This window comes from Streptomyces sp. NPDC003248 (assembly GCF_055563235.1).
This window is the reverse complement of sequence record NZ_JBVHDT010000001.1, coordinates 289,249-308,409: the sequence shown is the minus strand read 5'-3', so window position 1 is coordinate 308,409 and position 19,161 is coordinate 289,249. Positions and strand designations below refer to the sequence as shown.

The window sequence follows — 19,161 nt, the reverse complement described above, 5'->3', positions numbered from 1 at the left end:
TCACAGCAGTCCTACGGCGGTGTCGACGGCGGCGGCCACGTCCCCGTCCGCCGGGTACAGCAGCGAACGGCCGACCACCAGGCCGCGGACGGTGGGCAGGCGCAGCGCGCCCCGCCACTTCTCGTACGCGCCGGCCTGGTCCTCGACGGAGCCCCCGACCTCGCCGCCCAGCAGGACCGCCGGCAGGGTGGAGGTCTCCATGACCTCGGCCATGTCGTCGGGGTTGTCGGTGACCGGCACCTTGAGCCAGGTGTAGGCGGAGGTGCCGCCGAGTCCGGAGGCGATGGCGATGGACCGGGTGACGGCCTCGGCGGACAGGTCGTTGCGGAGCCCGCCGTCGGGGGCGCGGCGGGAGATGAACGGCTCGACGAAGACGGGGAGCCGGCGTGCGGCCATGTCGTCGATCGCGCGGGCGGTGGACTCCAGGGTGGTGAGGGAGCCCGTGTCGTCGTAGTCGATGCGCAGGAGCAGTTTGCCCGCGTCGAAGCCGAGCCGTTCGATGTCCTCGGCGCGGTGGCCGGTGAAGCGGTCGTCGAGCTCGAAGCGGGCGCCCTGGAGGCCGCCTCGGTTCATCGAGCCCATGACGACCTTGCCGTCGAGGGCGCCGAGCAGGAGCAGGTCGTCGAGGATGTCGGCGGTGGCGAGGACGCCGTCGACACCGGGCCGGGACAGGGCCAGGCAGAGGCGTTCGAGCAGGTCGGCGCGGTTGGCCATGGCCAGGGAGCGGCCGCCCGCGCCGAGCGCGCCACGGGCGGGGTGGTCGGCGGCGACGATCATCAAGCGATCGCTCGTGCCCAGCAGGGGCCGCCGGACGCGGCGGGCGGCGGCCTCCGCGATCGCCTCCGGATGGCGGGTGCGGGTGCGCACGAGTTCCGCGACGTCGACGCTCACCGCACGGCTCCCGCCGTGAGCGCCGCCTCGATCTCGTCGGGGGTCGGCATGGCCGAGGAGCACTCCAGGCGGGAGGCGACGATGGCGCCGGCGGCGTTGGCGAACCGCATGACCGTCTCCAGGTCGCGGCCCGCGAGGAGGCCGTGGCAGAGGGCGCCGCCGAAGGCGTCCCCGGCGCCGAGGCCGTTGAGGACGGTCACCGGGAGCGGGGGGACCTCGGCGTACTCGCCCGCGCGGCTGACGGCCAGGACGCCCTCGGGCCCCTGTTTGACGACGGCGATGTCGACGCCCGCGTCGAGGAGGGCGCGGGCGGCGGCCCGCGGTTCGCGCACGCCGGTGGCGACCTCCACCTCGTCGAGGTTGCCGACGGCGACGGTGGCGTGCTTCAGGGCCTCGGCGTAGAAGGGGCGGGCCGCGTCCGGGTCGGTCCAGAACATGGGCCGCCAGTCGAGGTCGAAGACGGTGGTGCCGGCCTTGGCGCGGTGGGCGAGGGCCGCCAGCGTCGCCGTGCGGCTCGGTTCCTGGCTCAGGCCGGTGCCCGTCACCCAGAAGACGCGGGCGTCGCGGACGGCGTCGAGGTCGAGGTCGTGGGCGTCGATCTCCAGGTCGGGCGCCTTGGGCTGCCGGTAGAAGTACAGCGGGAAGTCGTCCGGCGGGAAGACCTCGCAGAAGGTGACCGGGGTCGGCAGGCCGGGGACGGGGGTGACCCAGCGGTCGTCGACGCCGAAGTCGCGCAGGGCCTGGTGCAGATAGGTGCCGAACGGGTCGTCACCGGTACGGGTGATCACCGCGGTGCGCCGGCCGAGGCGGGCGGCGGCGACGGCGACGTTGGTCGCGGACCCGCCGAGGAACTTCCCGAAGGACGTGACCTGCGGCAGCGGGACCCCCGTCTGCAACGGATAGAGGTCCACTCCGATCCGCCCCATGGTGATCAGGTCGTACGCCATCGAGATCCCTTCGTGTCGGCCTGCACGCCCGTGCGCCTGCAAGCCTGTGCGCCTGCCGCCTGCGCTCCTGTGCGCCTGCCCGTCTGCGCTCCTGCCCGCCTGCCGGGCGTGCCGCCGTAACGGCTCCTCACGGCTTTGTAGTCCGCCGCGGTGGACCCTGTCAATGTTTTGTCCGGACATTCGGACCAGCTCTTGACACCCTTTCGGGGAGACCGCACGCTGACGCCCATGACGTCGTTGTCACCTCAGCCCCCACTGTCCCGCATCCGGATCGGCTCGGCCCCCGACAGCTGGGGCGTCTGGTTCCCCGACGACCCGCGGCAGGTGCCCTGGCGGCGTTTCCTCGACGAGGTGGCGCTCTCCGGCTACGAGTGGATCGAACTGGGCCCCTACGGGTACCTGCCGACCGCCCCGGCCGTCCTCACCGAGGAGACGACGAGGCGCGGGCTGAAGGTGTCCGCGGGCACGGTCTTCACCGGGCTGCACCACGGCGCGGCGGTCTGGGACCGGACCTGGGCGCACGTCGCCGACAACGCGGCCCTGGCCCAGGCGGTGGGCGCCTCCCACCTGGTGGTCATCCCCTCCTTCTGGCGGGACGACAAGACCGGCGAGGTGCTCGAACCGGACACGCTCACACCGGAGCAGTGGCGCAACCTCACCTCGCTCACCGAACGGCTGGGGCGGGAGGTGCGCGAGCGGTACGGCCTGAGCATCGTCGTCCACCCGCACGCCGACACCCACATCGACAGCGAGGAGAACGTCGCCCGCTTCCTGGACGGCACGGACTCCGGCTCGGTGTCGCTCTGCCTCGACACCGGGCACTACGCGTACTGCGGCGGCGACAGCGTCAAGCTGATCGAGACCTACGGGGAACGCATCGGCTACCTGCACCTCAAGCAGGTCGACCCGGAGGTCCTGGCGGACGTGCGGGCGAAGGGGACCCCGTTCGGGCCCGCGGTCGCCCAGGGCGTGATGTGCGAACCGCCGTCCGGGGTGCCGGAGCTGGGCCCGGTGCTGGAGGCCGCGCAGAAACTGGACGTCGACCTGTTCGCGATCGTCGAGCAGGACATGTACCCGTGCGAGCCGGACCGCCCCCTGCCGATCGCGCAGCGGACCCGGGCCTTCCTGCGGTCCTGCGGGGCGTAGCCCTCCGGGCCCTCCGGCACACCCGTCGCGAATGTCAGGCATACGACATATGTCACGGATGCGCGACCGCCACGTCACAGTCGGTCCACAACCGCATCCGTACGGTCACACGGGGGCCGTCCACCGGGCAAGGGCCCGGTGATCACCAGCGTGACGCCGGGCTCCCCCGGCGGCCTCCCGGCCGCCGCCCGGCCGCGCGGGGAGGTGCACTCATGGCCGACCGACGGCTCTGGTCCTACAAGGAGATCGCGGCGCACATCAACGTGCAGCCGGACACCGTGCGCTCCTACCGCAAGCACGGGCTGCTGCCCCCGCCCGACCGCATCGAGGGCGGCAGACGCTACTGGTACGTCGACACCGTCCTCGCCTGGGTCGCCTCCCGACCCGGCAACCGCGGCCGCCGCACGGACTGACCCCGCCGGACCGGCGGCGCCCACGCTGTTTCCACGACCGGACCACCCGTCAGCCTGGACGGCATTCCGGGTGGTCCGGTCTCGTGTGCTACTCCGTGGCGACCCTTCGGTGGCCGGTCCACGCCTGGCACGCTCCGACCATGGCCTTCAGCCAGTCCGCATCGGGCTTCCGTCCGACAGCGGACCGGTACATTCGCAGGTTGGCGGCAGCGAAGGCATCGATCGCCTGCGGGGCCGCCTTACGCCACGCGGGCAACCGATCCGCCCACTTCTGGGCACGCTCCGGGGAGTGCCCGGCGGCGATGAGCTGGAGAACCAGCACAGCGGGGTCGATGAACCCCGCGCCTCGCGTCGGCCATGCCCAGTCCACGGCCCACACGCGCCGCTCGGCCACGAGGAAGTTGCTCGGATTGATGTCCGTGTAGAGAAGCGAATCCCCCCGGAACAGCTCGGCCTCCGAGCTGTCCGAGGCGAACCGGTCCCATCGCGTCTCGGTCCATTCCCGGGCGACCCGCGGCAGGGACAACCGACCGATCTCGCCGATCGCGTCGACCACCAGGGAAAGGTCCGGCGAGTAGGGCGCGAAGTCGGCCGGCCTGCCGTCGACCGCTTCGAAGCCCAGGACCAACCAGTCTTCGGCTTCCACGTCCCACGACAAGGGCGGCGAGACGTGTCCGAGGTACGCGCTGATCCGCCTCTCCCTGATGAGGGACTCCCGTCGGCCGCCCGGCCGATTGCGCATCGCCTTGACGAAGAAAGACCCCCGGGCGCAGTCGACAACGGCCGTCAGGTCCGAGCTGAAGCCCCGCTCGGTCCGGCGGATCCGGTCCACGTGGCCCGTGTGTTCCCGGATCAGGGGGAGAATCGCGGATTCGGGGGGATCGGTGTCCATGGTCCGTTCAGTTCCTCGGGGTGCACTCACTTCCGGGTGTCCCCGGAGAGCACTCGTCGTCGGTGTCGGGACCACAGGCGCGGAAGCCGCCGAAGTTGCGCCCCGCTCGAATGGTCGCGTTGGCCTGTGCGATCTCGGAGCCGCCGAGGATAGCGCCCAGGGGTGCGTCCTGGACGTTTCCCACGCTCAGCCACGTGGAGAAGACGCACGGGGACACCGAGCCGTTCGGACCGATGGACGCGCGCCCGTCCCCGCATCGCCCGCAGAGGCCGTCCATGCACGGCTCCTGCCCGTTCGCCCCACGCCCGAAAGGCCGAACGTGATCGACGCGGATGTTACGGACGCCCAGGGCCGCCAACTCCCGTTCGGTCCCCTCACCGGTGTCGGACGGATCGGAGACGATCACAGACACTCGGATCGGGATCTTCTCCGCCACTGCCTTCACGATGTTCGCTCGAGTGCGGGTATGACTGTTCCGTCCAGTGACCGCGTTATGCGCGTCCTCCTGGCCGTAGTACGACGTGGCCAGGCTGACATCCTCCCGCCTGAGCAGGCTCCACCAACTCTCGTTGAGATGGACCATGTTGCTGTACACCTCGACAGCCAGGCCGAGCTTCAGCGCGTGCGAGATCAGGGCCGGCGCCTCGGGGTGCGTGGTGACCTCACCCCCGGTGAACTGCACTCGGGGAACGCCGGCCGCGGCAGCTTCGTCGAGCACGCGGGTCCAGTCCTCGGTGGTCATCGAGCCGTGCGTTCCGTCCGGGCCGGATTCGTTGTGGCAGTGGCCACAGGCGAGCTGGCACTTACGGGTGAGATCCAGCCACACGAGACCGGGCGCACCCGTGCTCTTGGTGACCGGAGCCTCTGCAACGACAGTCATTCGTTTTCCTCTCGTTCGTCGTTTCCCGTACGAGGTGCTGCGTGTTGCGCCTCGCTCCTGGCGGACCATGCGCTGTTCGGACCGCCAGAAGCGGAGTTCCAGAGATGTCGCCGTCTCGCCAGTCACGGACGATCTCCGACAAGCCCAGTTCCCTTGGTGAGATGGTCGGCCTGCGCCTGCGCGACCACGTGTTCGGAATCAATGGACTCCCGTCCCATTCACAGCGTCCGCACGAACCGCTGATGTGGATGCGAACAGGGCCCCGGCATACCGGCTGACAGCGCGCATCACAGCCCGACCCGACTGTTGCCGTTCCTCGTGGCCAGACGTGCGCTCAGTTCCTCTCGCGCACTGAGCGACACCACGTCGTCCGGCATGGCGTCCCACTCCCTGCCGCCCTGCAACGGGCGCATCTGGACACGGCCGCCGACTTCACCCATGACGACCCCGGTGCGTCCGCTGGCACTGTCCTTCGCCAGCTCACCGATGCCTGGTCGGGTCTGATTGCTCGCCATGCACACGAGCTTCCTGCCGTTCATCAGGACGTTGGAACCACCGACAAACCCCACTTCGGGACGTCCTGCGTCGGGTAGAACGTCCCTGGTGCCGTCCCCGGATCGAGAGAGATTGAGATGCCGAACGAGAGGTTGCGTGCTGCCATGGCGGCCGGTGGCTGGACGTACAACGCCCTCGCGGACAAGGTCGAAGTCGATCCGAAGTCCGTCGAACGATGGGTCAACCTGGGGCGTACGCCACGTCGTGCCACCGCCATGCTGGCAGCGGAAACGCTGGGAGAAGACCTGCACGCTCTATGGCCGGCTCTCCGGCAGCCACGCCCCGCCCGCGCCGTCAGCCCGGAACTTGTGGCTCTCTACGACCAGCGGGCGGACGTCCCGGTGTCCACCATCGTGGACATGCTGACCCAGGCTCGCGAGCAGATCGACGTGCTGGTGTACGCCGCCCTCTTCTTGCACGAGGCGTACCCGCGCCTCAACGAGCTCTTGACGGAGCGAGCGGCCGAGGGCTGCGCTGTCCGTATCGCACTCGGCGACGCGGACAGCTCAAACGTCCAGCAGCGTGGCGACGAAGAGCAGTTCGGCCACGGAATCCAGTCCCGTTGCCGCCTCGCACTGATGCACTATCGCCCCCTTGTCGGGGTACCTGGCATCGATGTGCGGACCCATGCCACTACGCTCTACAGCTCGCTCTACCGGGCTGATGATCAGGCACTGGTCAACGCCCACGTCTGGGGCGTGAACGCCTACGCTGCCCCTGTCTGGCACCTGCGGCGAAGCAAGGCAGGCGGCATGTTCGACACGTACGCCGACAGCTTCGCTGCGGTGTGGGCGACCGCGACGCCGGTCCGAGAAAGGTGATCATGGCGCGCACCGAGTACTACGACGACCCAGGCGCCCCCAAGCCCAACAGCTTGGTCGTCGCGGCATCCGCGGTAGTCACCGACGACGAAGGACGCATCCTTCTCCAGCGCCGACGAGACAACGATCTCTGGGCGCTGCCCGGCGGTGGCATGGAGATGACCGACTCCCTGCCGGGAACCGCCGTCCGCGAAGTGAAGGAGGAAACGGGCCTGGACGTGGAGATCACCGGGCTCGTGGGGACTTATACCGACCCGCGCCACGTCATCGCTTACACGGACGGTGAGGTGCGTCGACAGTTCAACGTCTGTTTCATCGCCCGAGTGATCGGCGGACGCCTCGCGATCTCCCACGAGTCCACGGAGCTGCGATTCGTCCCGGCGGGCGAGCTGGCCGAGTTGCCCATGCACCACACACAGCGGCTACGGCTTCGGCACTTCCTGGAACACCGCGAACAGCCATACCTCGGCTGATGCCGTGCACCCTCATGACGGCAACGCTGACGGCGGCTCTCCAGGATCACCCCGGAGGGCCTTTGACATCGGGTTGCCCTACACGATCCGGTTGCCCGAGCCGCCGAAGGGAACGGTCCCGAAACCCGTTCCGTACCCCACCCCCGCGTAAGGCACAGTGCCCCACATGGACTTCTCCGTCAAACCCGTGCTGGCCGGTGAGAAAACGGTGCTGCGTCCCTTCACGGAGGCCGATGCCGAGGGGATGTGGGAGATCATCGGTGATCCCGAGGTCATCCGGTTCACGTTTCCCGCGAACGGTGAGCTCACGCCGGAGCGCCTGCGGGCGTGGTACGCCACCCGCTCCGGCTCGCCCGACCGCCTCGACCTCGCCGTCACCGACCGGGCCACCGGTGAACTCGTCGGCGAGGTCGTCCTGTACGACCGGGACCCGGACGCGCGCAGCTGCACCTTCCGTACCCTGATCGGGCCCCGGGGGCGCGACCGGGGGATCGGCACCGAGGCGACCCGACTCGTCGTCGGTTACGGCTTCGAACGGCTGGGCCTGCACCGCATCCAGCTGGAGGTGTACGGCGACAACGCCCGGGCCCGGCGCGTCTACGAGAAGGCCGGGTTCGTGGTGGAGGGTGTGCGCCGGGAGGCCGCGCTGCGGGACGGGGTGTGGGTGGACGAGGTGCTCATGGCCCTCCTGGACCGCGAGTGGGCCGCCCTCACCGCCACGGCTCGATGACGGTCACCCCCGCCCCGGGCGCGGTCCCCATCGCCGCCAGCGCCTCCGGTGCGGCGTCCAGCCCGATCGCGGACGTCACCAGCAGGTCGGGGCGGAGCACTCCCGCCCGGACCAGCTCCAGCATCCCGGGGTAGGCGTGGGCGGCCATGCCGTGGCTGCCGAGGAGTTCCAGCTCCAGGGCGACGGCGCGGGCCAGCGGGACGGGGGTCGCGCCGTCGGCCGAGGGCAGCAGGCCGACCTGGACGTGCCGGCCGCGGCGGCGCAGGCCGTTCACCGAGGCGGCGCAGGTGGCGGGTGAGCCGAGGGCGTCGAGGGAGAGGTGCGCCCCGCCGCCGGTCGCCTCGCGCACCGCCGCCGCCGTGTCCGGCGTGTCCCGCGCGTCCACGCACTCCGCCGCGCCGAACGTACGCGCCAGCTCCAGGGCGCGCGGTGACACGTCCACGGCGACGACCCGTGCTCCCGAGGCGGCCGCGATCATCACCGCCGACAGGCCCACCCCGCCGCAGCCGTGCACCGCCACCCACTCCCCCGCCGCGACCCGGCCCCGGCCGACGACCGCCCGGAACGCGGTGGCGAACCGGCAGCCGAGGGAGGCGGCGGTGCCGTGGGAGAGGCCGTCGGGGACCGCCACCAGGTTCACGTCGGCGTGGTCCAGTGCCACGTACTGGGCGAAGGAGCCCCAGTGGGTGAAGCCCGGCTGGGTCTGCCGCTCGCACACCTGGTGGTCGCCCGCCGCGCAGGACGGACAGCTGCCGCACCCGCACACGAAGGGCACGGTCACCCGGTTGCCGGGCTTCCAGCGGGTGACGCGGGCGCCGGTCTCCTCGACGACTCCGGCGAGTTCGTGGCCGGGCACGTGCGGCAGGGTGATGTCGGGGTCGTGGCCCATCCAGCCGTGCCAGTCGCTGCGGCACAGCCCGGTGGCCTCGACGCGCACCACCACCCCGTGCTCCGCCGGCCGCGGGTCCGCCACCTCCCGCACCTCGGCCGCCTCCCCGTACCGTTCGAACACCACAGCCCGCATGTGTCGTCGCCCTCGTCTCTCGTCCGGCCCGGGTCCCGGGACGGCCGTCCCGGGACCCGGCCGAACGTTATCCGCGCGCCCCCACCGTGTCCCGCCGGAGGTCCGCCTCGGCGGCCGGAGCCGGCTCCCCCTCGCTGAGCCCGAACCGCCGGTGGAACCCGCGCAGGGGTGCCGGTGCCCACCAGGTGGCCCGCCCGGTGAGCCGCATGATCGCCGGGACGAGGAGGCTGCGGACCACCATCGCGTCCATCAGGACCGCCAGCGCGATGCCGAGGCCGAGCATCTTCGTGTTGGTCACCCGGGAGGTGCCGATCGCGACCATCACCACGGCCAGGATGACGGCCGCCGCGGTGATCAGACCGCCCGTGCGCTGGAGCCCCAGGCGGATCGCCCGCTCGTGGTCGCCCGTGTGGTCGTACTCCTCCTTGATGCGGGAGAGCAGGAAGACGCCGTAGTCCATGGAGAGGCCGAAGGCCACGCAGAACATCAGGACCGGGAGGGTCGTCTCGATGGAGCCGGGGCTGGTGAAGCCGAGCATGCCGGAGAGGTGGCCGTCCTGGAAGACCCAGACGACCGCGCCGAACATCGCCGTCAGGCTGAGCGCGTTGAGCAGCACCGCCTGGAGGGGTATCAGCACGCTTCCGGTCAGCAGGAAGACCAGGAACAGGGTGACGATCACGATGAAGGCCGCCGCCCGGGGGAGCTGTTCGGCTATCGCGTGCCGGGAGTCGACCAGGACGGCCGCCGAACCGGTCACCTTGGTGTCGAACGGCGCCTCGGTGGCGCGCAGGTCGGCCACCAGGCGCTGGGCGGCCTCGCCCACGGCCTCGCCCTCGGGCTGGACCGTGAAGTACGCGGTGTCGCCCCGCACCAGCGGGCCGTCCACCCGGGCCACTTCGGGCAGGCCGGCGACGCGCTCCTTGTAGGCGGTGTACTGCGCCTCGGTCGCCTTCCCCTCGGCGAGGACCTCCAGGCCGCCGCCGGGGCTGCCCGGGAAGCCGTCCCTGATGTGCTGCTGCACGACGTGCGACTCGGCCGAGGAGGGCAGCTGGCGGTCGTCCGCGGTGCCGAACTTCACGCCGAGGAACGGCAGGCCGAGGAGGACGAGGACGGCGGTCGTCCCGAGGGCGAAGAAGGGGGCGCGGCGCATGACCAGGGTCGCGGTGCGCGCCCAGGCCGTGCCCGCCGCGCCGCCGGGGGCCGCCTGCCCGGACGGTCCGCGCCGCTTGCGCAGCAGGGCCCTCAGGTCCCAGGAGTTGACGCGGTGGCCGAGCAGGGCGAGGGCCGCCGGCAGGAGGATCAGGGCGGCCGCGGCGGCGAGCAGGACCACCGCCATGCCGGCGTAGGCGAAGGACCGCAGGAAGTACTGGGGGAAGACGAGCATCGCCGCCAGCGACACCGCCACCGTGAGCGCGGAGAACAGCACCGTGCGGCCCGCCGTGCGCAGGGTGGTGGCGATGGCGGTCGACGGATCGGCGCCGCCGGCGAGTTCCTCGCGGAAGCGGCGGACGATGAACAGGGCGTAGTCGACGGCGAGGCCGAGGCCCAGGGCCGTGGTGAGGTTGATCGCGAAGACGGAGACGTCGGTGAACGCCGCCAGGCCGCTGAGGATCGCGTTGGTGCCGAGGATCGCGACGATGCCGATGGCGAGCGGCAGCAGGGCGGCGACCGCGCTGCCGAAGACCATCACCAGCAGCACCAGGGTGATCGGCAGGGCGATGATCTCGGCGCGGGTGAGGTCCTCCTGGATGATCGTCTGCATCTCGTCCTGCACGGCGACCATGCCGCCGATGCGCACCTCCACCGGGCCGTGCGTGCCGCGGTAGGAGGAGGCGATGCGGTCGAGGGTCCCGCTCCTCGTCTTCTCGTCGCCCGTCAGGCGTGCGGCGATCAGCGCCTCGTGGCCGTCCTCCGCGCGCAGGGCGGGTGTCCTGGACTGCCAGTAGGAGCCGACGCCGACGACGCCCTCCTCCCCCGCGAGGCTCTCCGCGAGCCGGGCGGCCTCGGCGGCGACCGCCGGGTCGTCGACGGAGGCGCGGCCGGAGCCGACGAGCAGCAGCAGGTTGGGCTGGGAGCCGGGGAACTCGCGCTCCAGGGCCCGGGTGGCGTAGGTCGACTGGGCGTCGGGGTCCTCCCAGCCGCCGCTGCCCAGCCGGTCGGCGACCCCGCTGCCGGCCAGCGCCGCGAGGACGGTGAGCACCAGGGCGGCCAGGAGTGTCAGCCGGGGGCGGGCGGTCAGCGCGGCCGCCGCCCGGTGAACGGGGCGGGACGGTCCGGCTCCGACACGCGGCGGGCCGTTGACTTCGGACATCGTGCGGGGTCCCCTCCAGGATGATGCGGCGTGACCTGTGCCGGTGTGGACAGGCAGCATGGATCGGTCACTGCCCATAGACTGGCAAACACGAGACATCGCTCGCGTTCCACGGATCAAGAATGCGAGCGACCGCTCGCGTTTGTCAATCGCGTTCGGAGAGCCGGGGATAACGCGTGTCCGAAACCGCCGCCCACCAGGAACAGGAGCCGCCGCGCCGCCGCCAGGCCCGCGGCGAGCGCCGCATCGCCCAGCTCCTGGAAGCCGCCGCGTCCGTCTTCTGCACCACCGGCTACACGGCCGCCAGCACCAACGCCATCGCCCGCGAGGCCGGCGTCTCGCCCGGCACCCTCTACCAGTTCTTCCCGAACAAGGAGGCCATCGCCATCGAGCTGGGCGACCGCCTCATGCACCAGCTGCGGGCCACCTACGGCGAGGCGCTCGCACCGGCCACCGCCGCCACCACCCTGCGGGAGGCGGTCGACGCCGCGGTGGACCGGTTCGTCGACTTCAACTGCGAGCACCCGGCGCTCTTCTCCCTGATGCACGGCCCCGACATCCCCGGCCGCCTCGCCGAGGAGCACGACGCGCTGCACGCCGGGCTGGTCACCCGCATCGAGGGCCTGCTCGCCTCGCTCCTGCCCGACACGCCGCCCGCGGCCCTCACCCGCACCGCCCACATGTGCCTGGGCCTGTACAAGGCGGGGCTGGAGCTGATCCTCGCCCACGAGGGCGGCGAGCGGGACGCGTACGTCCAGGAGCTGAAGAACGTCCTCGTCCGCTACCTGGAGCCCCTGGCGGACACCCACCCCGACACCGGCGCGGCTTCTTTGAGAAATACCCCCTAGGGGTATAGTCTGGGTGGTGTGGAGGCCCCCTCGGACCCCCTCAGCCCCACCTGCCTCGACGAGGAGTAACGACATGACCGCCCACACCGACACCCCGGGTTCCGTCACCACCGTCTACAAGGTGAGCGGCATGAGCTGCGGCCACTGCGAGGGCGCGGTCTCCGGCGAGCTCACCGAACTGCCCGGCGTCACGTCGGTGAAGGCCGTCGCCGGCGCCGGCGAGGTCACCGTCGTCTCCACCACCGCCCTCGACGAGGAGGCCGTACGCGCCGCCGTCGACGAGGCCGGCTTCGAACTGGTCGGACGCGCCTGAGACACGCCCCCCTCGGCATCGGGCCGCACCCGACCGGTCGGCACCGGTCGGGTGCGGCCCGTTCCGCTCCCTGGAGTACCGACATGCCCAGTACCACCGCCACGGCACCGATAACCGAGACCTCCGCCACGTCCGGCGCCTCCGAGGTCGAGCTGCTCATCGGCGGCATGACCTGCGCGTCCTGCGCGGCCCGCGTGGAGAAGAAGCTCAACCGCATGGACGGTGTCACCGCGACCGTCAACTACGCGACGGAGAAGGCGCGGGTCACCTACCCCGCCGGGATCCAGGTCGCCGACCTGATCGCCACCGTCGTGAAGACGGGCTACACCGCCGAGGAGCCCGCACGCCCGGAGCCGGAGGAGACCCCCGCCGGCACCGACCCGGAGCTTTCCGCGCTCCGGAACCGCCTGCTCGTCTCCGGCCTGCTCGCGGCGCCCGTGGTCCTGCTGGCGATGGTTCCGGCACTCCAGTTCGACAACTGGCAGTGGCTGTCGCTGACCCTCGCCGCGCCCGTCGTCGTCTGGGGCGCCCTGCCCTTCCACCGGTCGGCCTGGACGAACCTGCGGCACGGCGCCTCCACCATGGACACGCTCGTCTCGGTGGGCACGCTCGCCGCGTTCGGCTGGTCGCTGTGGGCGCTCTTCTTCGGTCACGCGGGCATGCCGGGGATGCGGCACCCCTTCGAGCTCACCGTCTCCCGCACCGACGGCGCCTCCACGATCTACCTGGAGGTCGCCGCGGGCGTCACCGCGTTCATCCTCCTCGGCCGCTACCTGGAGGCCCGCTCCAAGCGGCGCGCGGGCGCGGCCCTGCGGGCGCTGATGGAGCTGGGCGCGAAGGACGTGGCCGTGCTCCGCGACGGGCGCGAGGTGCGCGTCCCGGCCGACCGGCTGGCGGTCGGCGACCGGTTCGCCGTCCGGCCGGGTGAGAAGATCGCCACCGACGGGACCGTCGTCGAGGGCGTCTCCGCCGTCGACGTCTCGATGCTCACCGGCGAGTCGGTGCCGGTGGACGTCGGACCGGGCGACCCCGTCACCGGCGCGACCGTGAACCGCGGCGGCCGGCTCGTCGTCGAGGCGACCCGGGTCGGCGCCGGCACCCGGCTCGCCCGGATGGCGAAGCTGGTGGAGGACGCGCAGAACGGCAAGGCCGAGGTGCAGCGCCTCGCCGACCGCGTCGCCGGGATCTTCGTCCCCGTGGTGCTGCTGATCGCGGCCGTCACCTTCGGCGCCTGGCTGGGCGTCACCGGCGACACCGCCGCCGCGTTCACGGCGGCCGTCGCGGTCCTGATCATCGCCTGCCCGTGCGCCCTGGGCCTCGCCACCCCGACCGCGCTGCTGGTCGGCACGGGCCGGGGCGCGCAGCTCGGCATCCTCATCAAGGGCCCCGAGGTGCTGGAGAGCACCCGCCGCGTCGACACCGTCGTCCTCGACAAGACGGGCACCGTCACCACCGGCCGGATGACCCTCCAGGGCGTGCACGCCGCCGAGGGCACCGACGAGAAGGAGCTGCTGCGGCTCGCGGGCGCCCTGGAGCACGCCTCCGAGCATCCGGTCGCCCGCGCGGTGGCCGCGGGCGCCGAGGAGCGCACCGGGCGGCTGCCGGAGGTGGAGCACTTCGAGAACGTGCCCGGACGGGGCGTGCGCGGGCGGGTGGAGGGCCACGAGGTGGCCGTGGGGCGGCTCGCCGAGCACACCGGCGAGCCGCTGCCGCCCGAGCTGGCCCGCGCCCAGGAGGAGGCCGAGCGGGACGGCCGTACCGCGGTCGTCGTCGGGTGGGACGGGGCGGTGCGCGGCCTGCTGGCCGTGGCCGACACGGTCAAGGAGACCAGCGCCGAGGCGGTGCGCGAGCTGCGCGCGCTGGGGCTGCACCCGGTGCTGCTGACCGGCGACAACCGGGCCGTGGCGGAGGCGGTGGCCGCCCGGGTCGGCATCGACGAGGTGGTCGCCGAGGTGCTGCCCGAGGACAAGGTCGCCGTCGTACGGCGGCTCCAGGGCGAGGGACGGGTCGTCGCGATGGTCGGCGACGGCGTCAACGACGCGGCCGCGCTCGCCACCGCCGACCTCGGCCTGGCCCTGGGGACGGGGACCGACGCGGCGATCGAGGCGGGCGACCTGACGCTGGTGCGCGGGGACCTGCGGGTGGCCGCGGACGCCATCCGGCTGTCCCGGCGGACCCTGTCGACGATCAAGGGCAATCTCGTGTGGGCCTTCGGGTACAACGTGGCCGCGCTGCCGCTGGCCGCCGCGGGCCTGCTGAACCCCATGCTCGCGGGGGCCGCGATGGCGTTCTCGTCGGTCTTCGTGGTCACGAACAGTCTGCGGTTGCGGACGTTCCGCTGACACGCGGTGAGGACGCCCGGAAGTTACCGCCGGTTAGGCGAAGGTGAAACAACAACTCCCCTGGAGTCCGGCGCGCGCCTCACATAAGCTCTTCACAAGGCTCGCGCATCATTCTTACGCCCGGGCCGATCGCTGTATCCGGCCGCGCGCGTATCCGACGGGGGATATGCGCGAGACACAGATCACAGTGACGTGAACGTAACCATCGAAGGGGTTCGACGGTCTAAGTTGACGATGTCAGCAAGCGTCTTGGGGGGCGCGAACTGGCATCTGGGGATGTCTTGGGGGACTTCCTCAGAGATGCGTTGCCGGGGCACGTACACCGGGAAGCTTTGAGCGGCCCTCCCGGCGTGCGTTGTCCCGGCAGATCGCACACGGCGGGAGGACGGCGGGCTCGACCCGTCCTCGCTCACCACCCGCCCGCTCGACAACCGCATACGGCATCAGCGAATTCAGGCGCTGTGTCCTCACAGACGCCCGGCCGGATCCCGTGGGGGGAATCCGCACCGGGACATGGGAAGGCGCCCTGGTCGTCGGCCCGTGGGGGGACCGGCGCACCAGGGCGCCTTCTGTCATGCCGTGCGTCCGACGCGTTGCCGCGTCCCTGGAGCCCTGCGCAGGAGCCCTGCGTCGGGGCCCTCCGTGCTCACGGCACGGACCACCCCGTCAGCCGTGGCGGCATGTGCCCCGTGACAGGGGCGCCGGGCGGCCGGCGCCCCCACCCGGCAGGTGTCAGCGCTCCTCGACCGGGACGAAGTCGCGCTCGACCACGCCCGTGTAGATCTGGCGGGGGCGGCCGATGCGGGAGCCCGGCTCCTTGATCATCTCGTGCCACTGGGCGATCCAGCCCGGCAGGCGGCCGAGGGCGAACAGGACCGTGAACATCTCGGTCGGGAAGCCCATGGCCCGGTAGATCAGGCCGGTGTAGAAGTCGACGTTCGGGTAGAGGTTGCGCTGGACGAAGTACTCGTCGGACAGCGCGTGCTCCTCCAGCTTCAGCGCGATGTCCAGCAGCTCGTCGGACTTGCCGAGGGCGGACAGCACATCGTGCGCGGCGGCCTTGATGATCTTGGCGCGCGGGTCGAAGGACTTGTACACCCGGTGGCCGAAGCCCATCAGGCGGACGCCGTCCTCCTTGTTCTTCACCTTGCGGATGAAGGAGTCGACGTCGCCGCCGTTGGCCTGGATGCCCTCCAGCATCTCCAGCACCGACTGGTTGGCGCCACCGTGCAGCGGGCCCCACAGGGCGTTGATGCCGGCGGAGATCGAGGCGAACATGTTCGCCTGCGAGGAGCCCACCAGACGCACGGTGGAGGTCGAACAGTTCTGCTCGTGGTCGGCGTGCAGAATGAGCAGCTTGTCCAGGGCGGAGACGACGACCGGGTCGAGCTCGTACTCCTGGGCCGGGACCGAGAAGGTCATGCGCAGGAAGTTCTCGACGTAGCCGAGGTCGTTGCGCGGGTAGACGAACGGGTGACCGATCGACTTCTTGTACGCGTACGCCGCGATCGTCGGAAGCTTGGCGAGCAACCGGATCGTGGAGAGGTTGCGCTGCTTCTCGTCGAACGGGTTGTGGCTGTCCTGGTAGAAGGTGGACAGCGCGGAGACCACCGAGGACAGCATGGCCATCGGGTGCGCGTCGCGCGGGAAGCCGCGGTAGAAGTTCTTGACGTCCTCGTGCAGCAGGGTGTGCTGCGTGATGTCGTTCTTGAAGACGCTCAGCTCGTCGACGGTCGGCAGCTCGCCGTTGATGAGCAGGTAGGCGACCTCCAGGAAGGTGGAGCGCTCCGCAAGCTGCTCGATCGGGTATCCGCGGTAGCGCAGGATGCCCTGCTCGCCGTCCAGGTAGGTGATCGCGGATTTATAGGCGGCGGTGTTGCCGTATCCGCTGTCCAGGGTCACGAGACCGGTCTGGGCGCGGAGCTTCCCGATGTCGAAGCCCTTGTCGCCGACGGTGCTGTCGATCACCGGGTAGGTGTACTCGCCGTCGCCGTACCGCACTACTACAGAGTTGTCGCTCACGTCATCCCTCACCGACGTTGTGCCTCTTCTTCGAGGTTGCCCTGACTGTCTCTACCCTCCCCCATTTGGCGCAGGAGAGTGCACTCGGGGTCGACCATTGGGCTTGTCGGCGGCACTGAGTGCCGCCAGCCTGCTCATCCTGCCGCCTCCGTCACGGTTGCGGAAGTGCTCTGTGACCTTCACGACTCATTTGATCGATCATTTTTTACGATGCCGCGGGCCCGGGAGGCCGAGGGGGAGTTCAGGAGCCCGAGAGCCGGAAGTCGAGAGCCGTGCAGCGCCGCCCCGCGGACACCGTGCGCACCGCCTGCCCGATCGCCTTGCGTGAGCCGACGAGGACCACCAGCCTCTTCGCGCGGGTCACCGCCGTATACAGGAGATTGCGCTGGAGCATCATCCATGCCCCCGTCGTGACGGGGATCACCACGGCGGGATACTCACTGCCCTGGGAGCGGTGGATCGTCACCGCGTACGCATGGGCCAGTTCGTCCAGTTCGTCGAACTCGTACGGCACCTCCTCGTCCTCGTCGGTCAGCACCGTCAGACGCTGGTCGACCGGATCGAGCGAGGTGACCACGCCCACGGTGCCGTTGAAGACGCCGTTCTTCCCCTTGTCGTAATTGTTGCGGATCTGGGTCACCTTGTCGCCGACGCGGAAGACGCGGCCGCCGAACCGCTTCTCGGGCACGTCGGGGCGGCCGGGGGTGACGGCCTGCTGGAGGAGCCCGTTGAGGGTGCCGGCTCCGGCGGGGCCGCGGTGCATCGGGGCGAGGACCTGGACGTCCCGGCGCGGGTCCAGGCCGAACTTCGCCGGGATCCGCCGGGCGGCGACGTCGACGGTGAGCCGGCCGGCCGCCTCCGTGTCCTCCTCCACGAAGAGGAAGAAGTCCTTCATCCCGTCGGTGACCGGGTGCTGTCCGGCGTTGATCCGGTGGGCGTTGGTCACCACGCCCGACTGCTGGGCCTGGCGGAACACGCGGGTGAGGCGGACCGCGGGGACCGGGCTGCCGTCGGCGAGCAGGTCGCGCAGGACCTCGCCCGCGCCGACGCTGGGCAACTGGTCCACGTCACCGACGAAGAGCAGATGGGCGCCGGGGGGCACGGCCTTGACGAGCTTGTTGGCCAGCAGCAGGTCCAGCATGGACGCCTCGTCCACGACGACCAGGTCCGCGTCGAGCGGGCGGTCGCGGTCGTAGGCCGCGTCGCCGCCGGGCTTGAGCTCCAGCAGGCGGTGGACGGTCGAGGCCTCGGCGCCGGTCAGCTCGGCCAGCCGCTTGGCGGCCCGGCCGGTGGGGGCCGCCAGGACGACCTTGGCCTTCCGGGCGCGGGCCAGCTCCACGATCGAGCGGACCGTGAAGGACTTGCCGCAGCCGGGGCCTCCGGTGAGCACGGCGACCTTCTCGGTGAGCGCCAGCCGGACGGCGGCCTCCTGCTCGGGCGCCAGGTCGGCGCCGGTACGGCCCTTCAGCCAGGCCAGCGCCTTGTCCCAGGCCACGTCGCGGAAGCCCGGCATACGGTCCTCGCCGGTGCGCAGCAGCCGGGTCACCTGCGCGGCGAGGGAGAGCTCGGCGCGGTGGAAGGGGACCAGGTAGACGGCCGTGACGGCGTCGCCGCCGTCCGGTCCCGGCACCTTCTCCCGGACGACGCCGGGGTCCTCGCCCTCCTCCGGGGGCGCCGCGAGGTCGGCGAGGCACTCGATGACGAGCCCGGTGTCCACCTGGAGCAGCTTGACCGCGTCGGCGATCAGCCGCTCCTCGGGCAGGTAGCAGTGGCCCTGGTCGGTGGACTGCGACAGGGCGTACTGGAGGCCCGCCCTGACGCGCTCGGGGCTGTCGTGCGGGATGCCGACGGAGCGGGCGATCCGGTCGGCGGTGAGGAAGCCGATGCCCCAGACGTCGGCCGCCAGCCGGTACGGCTGGTCCTTCACGACCGAGATCGAGGCGTCGCCGTACTTCTTGTAGATGCGGACCGCGATGGACGTCGACACCTCGACGGTCTGGAGGAAGAGCATGACCTCCTTGATCGCCTTCTGCTCCTCCCAGGCGTCGGCGATCTTCTTCGTGCGCTTCGGGCCGAGGCCGGGCACCTCGATCAGCCGCTTCGGCTCCTCCTCGATGATCGTGAGGGTGTCCAGGCCGAAGTGCCGGGTGATGCGGTCGGCGAAGACCGGGCCGATGCCCTTGACCAGGCCCGAGCCGAGGTAGCGGCGGATGCCCTGGACGGTGGCGGGCAGCACCGTCGTGTAGTTCTCCACGGTGAACTGCTTGCCGTACTGCGGGTGGGAGCCCCAGCGGCCCTCCATGCGCAGGGACTCGCCGACCTGGGCGCCGAGCAGCGCGCCGACCACCGTGAGGAGGTCGCCGGCGCCCCTGCCGGTGTCGACCCTGGCGACCGTGTAGCCGTTCTCCTCGTTGGCGTACGTGATCCGCTCCAGGACGCCTTCGAGCACCGCGAGCCGCCGCTCCCCCGTCTGCGCGGAGGTCCCCGCCTGATCGGTCATGCCCCGACGCTACAGCGGGGGTCTGACATCACGATCCGGTCTCGGGGTCTTGC

17 protein-coding genes are annotated in these 19,161 nt (G+C 71.2%); 8 read left to right on the top strand and 9 right to left on the bottom strand.

Annotation, left to right across the window (positions count from 1 at the left end; all coding sequences use genetic code 11):
• Entirely contained in the window at positions 1-891 is an 891-nt protein-coding gene (locus ACZ3KJ_RS01350; RefSeq protein WP_467523695.1) for a Cgl0159 family (beta/alpha)8-fold protein, read from the bottom strand.
• On the bottom strand, positions 888-1,838 hold the full coding sequence (gene iolC / locus ACZ3KJ_RS01345) for a 5-dehydro-2-deoxygluconokinase (RefSeq protein WP_467523694.1): 951 nt from the start codon (positions 1,836-1,838) through the stop codon (positions 888-890). The genes ACZ3KJ_RS01350 and iolC overlap by 4 nt, the downstream gene beginning before the upstream one ends.
• Positions 1,839-2,066: 228 nt before the next feature.
• On the opposite strand from iolC, the gene ACZ3KJ_RS01340 reads away from it, so the two are divergent.
• Positions 2,067-2,984 carry a sugar phosphate isomerase/epimerase family protein gene (locus ACZ3KJ_RS01340; RefSeq protein ID WP_467523693.1) on the top strand — a complete coding sequence of 306 codons (918 nt, stop codon included), beginning with the start codon at positions 2,067-2,069 and terminating at the stop codon, positions 2,982-2,984.
• A gap of 212 nt (positions 2,985-3,196) precedes the next feature.
• A complete protein-coding gene (locus ACZ3KJ_RS01335; RefSeq protein ID WP_467523692.1) occupies positions 3,197-3,397 on the top strand; it encodes a MerR family DNA-binding transcriptional regulator in 201 nt (66 codons plus the stop codon).
• Between the two features lie 88 nt (positions 3,398-3,485).
• On the opposite strand, the gene ACZ3KJ_RS01330 is transcribed toward ACZ3KJ_RS01335, so the two are convergent.
• The 3 genes from ACZ3KJ_RS01330 to ACZ3KJ_RS01320 all read right to left on the bottom strand — a co-directional run bounded on the left by ACZ3KJ_RS01330 (position 3,486) and on the right by ACZ3KJ_RS01320 (position 5,684).
• Positions 3,486-4,289: a hypothetical protein gene (locus tag ACZ3KJ_RS01330; RefSeq protein WP_467523691.1), complete on the bottom strand. Its 804-nt coding sequence runs from the start codon at positions 4,287-4,289 to the stop codon at positions 3,486-3,488.
• Between the two features lie 7 nt (positions 4,290-4,296).
• Complete coding sequence (locus tag ACZ3KJ_RS01325; protein ID WP_467523690.1) at positions 4,297-5,169, bottom strand: radical SAM/SPASM domain-containing protein; 873 nt, start codon at positions 5,167-5,169, stop codon at positions 4,297-4,299.
• A 287-nt stretch (positions 5,170-5,456) separates the two neighbouring features.
• The gene (locus tag ACZ3KJ_RS01320; RefSeq protein WP_467523689.1) at positions 5,457-5,684 is read right to left on the bottom strand and encodes a hypothetical protein; all 228 of its coding nucleotides are present in this window, start codon (positions 5,682-5,684) and stop codon (positions 5,457-5,459) included.
• Positions 5,685-5,801: 117 nt separating this feature from the next.
• Here ACZ3KJ_RS01320 and ACZ3KJ_RS01315 point away from each other — a divergent pair, with 117 nt between their 5' ends.
• The 3 genes from ACZ3KJ_RS01315 to ACZ3KJ_RS01305 all read left to right on the top strand — a co-directional run bounded on the left by ACZ3KJ_RS01315 (position 5,802) and on the right by ACZ3KJ_RS01305 (position 7,748).
• Positions 5,802-6,545, top strand: coding sequence for a helix-turn-helix domain-containing protein (locus ACZ3KJ_RS01315; protein WP_467523688.1), 744 nt, complete (start codon positions 5,802-5,804; stop codon positions 6,543-6,545).
• Positions 6,546-6,547: 2 nt separating this feature from the next.
• A complete protein-coding gene (locus ACZ3KJ_RS01310) occupies positions 6,548-7,018 on the top strand; it encodes an NUDIX domain-containing protein (RefSeq protein WP_467523687.1) in 471 nt (156 codons plus the stop codon).
• A 166-nt stretch (positions 7,019-7,184) separates the two neighbouring features.
• Entirely contained in the window at positions 7,185-7,748 is a 564-nt protein-coding gene (locus tag ACZ3KJ_RS01305; RefSeq protein WP_467523685.1) for a GNAT family N-acetyltransferase, read from the top strand.
• On the opposite strand, the gene ACZ3KJ_RS01300 is transcribed toward ACZ3KJ_RS01305, so the two are convergent.
• Complete coding sequence (locus ACZ3KJ_RS01300; protein ID WP_467523684.1) at positions 7,729-8,772, bottom strand: zinc-dependent alcohol dehydrogenase family protein; 1,044 nt, start codon at positions 8,770-8,772, stop codon at positions 7,729-7,731. The genes ACZ3KJ_RS01305 and ACZ3KJ_RS01300 overlap by 20 nt on opposite strands.
• 67 nt (positions 8,773-8,839) lie before the next feature.
• Positions 8,840-11,083 carry an MMPL family transporter gene (locus ACZ3KJ_RS01295; RefSeq protein ID WP_467523682.1) on the bottom strand — a complete coding sequence of 748 codons (2,244 nt, stop codon included), beginning with the start codon at positions 11,081-11,083 and terminating at the stop codon, positions 8,840-8,842.
• A 176-nt stretch (positions 11,084-11,259) separates the two neighbouring features.
• On the opposite strand from ACZ3KJ_RS01295, the gene ACZ3KJ_RS01290 reads away from it, so the two are divergent.
• From ACZ3KJ_RS01290 to ACZ3KJ_RS01280, 3 genes are all read left to right on the top strand, one after another.
• Positions 11,260-11,931: a TetR/AcrR family transcriptional regulator gene (locus ACZ3KJ_RS01290; RefSeq protein ID WP_467523680.1), complete on the top strand. Its 672-nt coding sequence runs from the start codon at positions 11,260-11,262 to the stop codon at positions 11,929-11,931.
• Between the two features lie 73 nt (positions 11,932-12,004).
• The gene (locus ACZ3KJ_RS01285) at positions 12,005-12,244 is read left to right on the top strand and encodes a heavy-metal-associated domain-containing protein (RefSeq protein WP_467523678.1); all 240 of its coding nucleotides are present in this window, start codon (positions 12,005-12,007) and stop codon (positions 12,242-12,244) included.
• An 83-nt stretch (positions 12,245-12,327) separates the two neighbouring features.
• Positions 12,328-14,586 carry a heavy metal translocating P-type ATPase gene (locus ACZ3KJ_RS01280; protein ID WP_467523677.1) on the top strand — a complete coding sequence of 753 codons (2,259 nt, stop codon included), beginning with the start codon at positions 12,328-12,330 and terminating at the stop codon, positions 14,584-14,586.
• 732 nt (positions 14,587-15,318) lie between these two features.
• Here the strand turns inward: ACZ3KJ_RS01280 and ACZ3KJ_RS01275 are convergent.
• Entirely contained in the window at positions 15,319-16,608 is a 1,290-nt protein-coding gene (locus ACZ3KJ_RS01275; RefSeq protein WP_385062554.1) for a citrate synthase, read from the bottom strand.
• Between the two features lie 241 nt (positions 16,609-16,849).
• Positions 16,850-19,108 (bottom strand): SF1B family DNA helicase RecD2, encoded by a 2,259-nt coding sequence (gene recD2, locus ACZ3KJ_RS01270; protein ID WP_467523674.1) that lies wholly within the window; start codon positions 19,106-19,108, stop codon positions 16,850-16,852.
• Positions 19,109-19,161: the final 53 nt, after the last annotated feature.